Genomic DNA, 3,562 nt, shown 5'->3' with positions numbered 1-3,562 from the left:
TGTAGGTGGAAACCGCTACCAGTACAACGTTTTCCACCTACGGGCGCGGAACCCGTAGGTGGAAAACGTTGCTGGGATGACGGTTTTCACCTACCGCTTCCGCTGTCCACGGGCGTCGGCGGCCGTGTCGGGGATACCCCTGCCGGGGCTGCCCGTGCCGGGGGCGCCCGCGGCGTCCGGGATCGCGGCGGAGGTGGCGACGGGGGCTGCGACGGGAGCGGCGACGGGGGCGTGGTCGCGCAGGACGTCGTCGAGGACGGCGCCGTCCACGGTCTCCCGCTCCAGCAGGATGCCGGTGAGCGCGTCGAGCGCCTCGCGATGCGCGCGCAGCAGGCTCACGGCCTGCTCCTCGGCCTCCCGCACCAGCCGGGCCACCTCCGCGTCGATGATCCGCTGGGTCTCCTCCGAGTACGGCCGGGAGACGATCTCCTCGGCCCCGAGGTACTGCGGGCTGCCCGAGGCGTAGCCCACCGGCCCGAGGACGGGGGACAGGCCGAACTCGCGCACCATCCTGGTGGCTAGCGCGGTGGCGCCGGCCAGGTCGTTGGCGGCCCCGGTCGAGCCCTGGCCGAACACGACCAGCTCCGCGGCCCGCCCGCCGAGCCGCACCGCGAGGGAGTCGTACAGGTAGCCCTCGGTGTAGAGGTGCCGCTCGTCCTCGGGCAGCTGCTGGGTGGCACCGAGCGCCATCCCGGCCGGCAGAATCGTGATCTTCGAAACCGGGTCGGCGTGCGCGGAGAGCGCGGCGACCAGCGCGTGCCCGGACTCGTGCACGGCCACCGACTGCTTCTCCTCGGGCAGCAGCACGTTGGTCGCGTCCCGGCGGCCCAGGATGATCCGTTCCCGGGCGGCGTCGAGATCGTCGGCTGTGATGATGTTGCGCCCGCCCCGGACGGCGTTGATCGCAGCCTCGTTGACGAGGTTGGCCAGGTCCGCGCCGGAGAACCCCGGGGTGCCGCGGGCGACCACGGACAGGTCCACGTCGGGGGCGAGCTGCTTGCCCCGGCTGTGCACCGCGAGGATGGCGGCCCGCTCACTCTGGGCCGGCAGCGGGACGGTGACCTGCCGGTCGAAACGCCCGGGGCGCAGCAGCGCCGGGTCGAGGGTCTCCGGCCGGTTGGTGGCGGCGAGCACGACCACGCCTTCGGCCGGGTCGAACCCGTCCATCTCGGCGAGCAGCTGGTTGAGGGTCTGCTCCCGCTCGTCGTGGCTGCCGCCGAGCAGGCCCGAGCCCCGCTTGCCGCCGATCGCGTCGATCTCGTCGATGAAGATGATGGACGGGGCGCGCCTGCGCGCCTCGCCGAACAGGTCGCGGACGCGGGAGGCGCCGACCCCCACGAACATCTCGACGAACCCGGAGCCGCTCACCGACAGGAACGGCACCTCGGCCTCGCCGGCGACCGCGCGGGCCAGCAGCGTCTTGCCGGTGCCGGGCGGGCCGACCATGAGCACCCCGCCCGGCCCCCTCGCGCCGGCCTGCCGGTAGCGCCCGGGGTCGCGCAGGAAGTCGATGATCTCGCTGACCTCCTGTTTCGCGCCCTCGTAGCCGGCCACGTCGGCGAACCGGGTGGTCGGGCGCTCCGCATCGATGATCTTCGTGCGGGACCGGCCGATGCCGCCGAGCCCGCCGGCCAGCGAACGCTGGGCCTGCCGGCCCGTCCACAGGAAGAACCCGACCAGCAGGAGCAGCGGCAGGAAGCTCAGCAGGACCGACAGGAAGGACGTCCCGGTCCGGGTGGCCTTCACCTCGACGTTCTTCGCCTCCATGCGCTCGAGGACGCCCTGGGTGTCCAGCGCGGTCGGCACCTGCGAGGTGAAGCTGGCGCCGTCCTTGAGTGTCCCGGTGACGCCGCCCTTGTCGTTGACGGTGACGGCCTGCACCTTGCCGGCGTCCACCTGCTGGGTGAACCGGGTGAAGCTGTACGAGGTGGCCTGCTTCGGGAACAGGCTGGGCGCGAACAGCAGGGCCGCTGTGATCACAAAGCCGACGGGCAGCAGCCAGCGACGCCACTTCGGCGGGGGCGTGGGCGCGGGTTTGGGCGGGGTCTCCCGGGGCGGCCCGGAGCGCGCCGAGGTCGACGGATGCCACCGGGCGTCCTGGTGAAGGCCGGCTTTTCCGATCATCTATGGTTCTCCTGCCTGTGCTGACATCCTCGCGGGCACCGGCGAGGCCGCATGCGTCCGGTCGTGCGCGTCTGGCCGCTCGTGTCCGCGACCCGCGTCCGGCGCGGTGCGGTGTACCCCTTTTCAACGCATGAACGAGCCGTCAGGCTTCACGGCCGGCCGCGGGAGTTGCGGGAAGTCGCCGCGTGTCGCCGAATGTGGCTGCAAGTGGCCGGGCGGCCGAGAATTGTTCCATCAGGCGGCCGGCGGTCATGCTGGTACGGGCGGTCATGCTTGTATGGGCGGTGCGGCCTGGTACGGCGCACACTGGGCAGGCATCCGGGGCTTGTCCTGACGACGGGAAGTGGACCAGTGCGGATCAGGCGCAAGAGCGACGCTGTTCTGATCACACGTGCGGTGCTGTCCCGCCCGGAGGAGATCCAGCGACGCCAGCGCCGATACGTGATCTCGATGCTGTTCCGTACCGTCTGCCTGGTGCTCGCCGTGGTCGCGCTACACGGCTGGCCGCGTTTCGCCGCCGTCGTCATCGCTGTGGTCCTGCCGTGGCTGGCGGTGGTCGTCGCCAATGGTGGCCCGCCGCTCAGGCGGGAGCGCCCGTCCCTGTACGTCGCGTCGCCCCGCTCCGCGGACGACCTGCCCCCGGCCCTTCAGCCGGTCCGCCACGAGGTCGTCGACGGCCTCGTCGACGATGCGGGCCAGGCCACCAGCGCGGGCCAGGCCACCAGCGCGGGCCGGGCGGCTGGTGCGGGCCGGACGGCTGGTGCGGGCCGGGCGGCTGGCGACGAAGGCCGGGAGGGCCAGGACATCGCAGGACGGAACGGCGACATCGCAGGACGGAACGGCCAGGACACCGTCGACGCGAGCCAGGCCGGCCGTTCGGACCGGGCTGATGGCGGGGATCGGGCTGGCGGTGGGGGATGGCAGGCCGGCTGTTCGGACCGGGCTGACGACGGGGATCGGGCCGCTGGCGGGAGCCGGGCCGGCGGTGGGGGAGAGCAGGGCGGTCGCATGGGCCGGGCCGGCGGCAGCCGTGAGGCCGGCGGCAGCCGTGAGGCCGGCGACGGCTGGGGGGCCGGCGGCGCCAGCCGCGGTACCAGCGCCGCCGAGCAGGTCAGCTCCGCGGCTCGTTCACGAGGGTGACCTACGGCGCTGGCGCAGGTGAGATCACGCGGAGACGGCCCCGGGGCCCGGTTACGAGGGCGGCCCGCTGACGGCCAGTGCCGGTACGGCTGGCAAGCATCGCCGCACCCGGCCGGCCGATGCCCCCACCCCACCACCCCGGTCAGACAGCCGCGCGTTCCGTTCTGATCGGGATAATGAGTACGTAAGTGGCTGCTACAGCGACCACTTGTTCCCTCGTTCTCGCGGTCCGACGATTTTTGGTCATGAACGTTTGGTTGGAGCTGGGCTGGGATGGGGGCGTGATGTCTGGGTGGCG

Annotated in this window: 2 protein-coding genes; one reads left to right on the top strand and one right to left on the bottom strand. The window is 72.6% G+C overall.

Annotation, left to right across the window (positions count from 1 at the left end):
• Window positions 1-90: 90 nt before the first annotated feature.
• A complete protein-coding gene (gene ftsH / locus AC5LSR_RS22615; protein ID WP_250281893.1) occupies window positions 91-2,124 on the bottom strand; it encodes an ATP-dependent zinc metalloprotease FtsH in 2,034 nt (677 codons plus the stop codon).
• A 351-nt stretch (window positions 2,125-2,475) separates the two neighbouring features.
• Between ftsH and AC5LSR_RS22610 the strand changes: the two genes are divergently transcribed.
• Window positions 2,476-3,264, top strand: coding sequence for a DUF3099 domain-containing protein (locus tag AC5LSR_RS22610; protein WP_250290806.1), 789 nt, complete (start codon window positions 2,476-2,478; stop codon window positions 3,262-3,264).
• Window positions 3,265-3,562 lie beyond the last annotated feature (298 nt).

The organism is Protofrankia sp. CiP1_Cm_nod4, from assembly GCF_982290645.1.
This window is presented reverse-complemented; position numbering and strand designations above follow the sequence as displayed.

What these genes read in the sequence shown, in the direction of transcription:
- ftsH (WP_250281893.1), bottom strand. Translation starts at nt 2,124, where the DNA reads ATGATCGGAAAAGCCGGCCTTCACCAGGACGCCCGGTGGCATCCGTCG.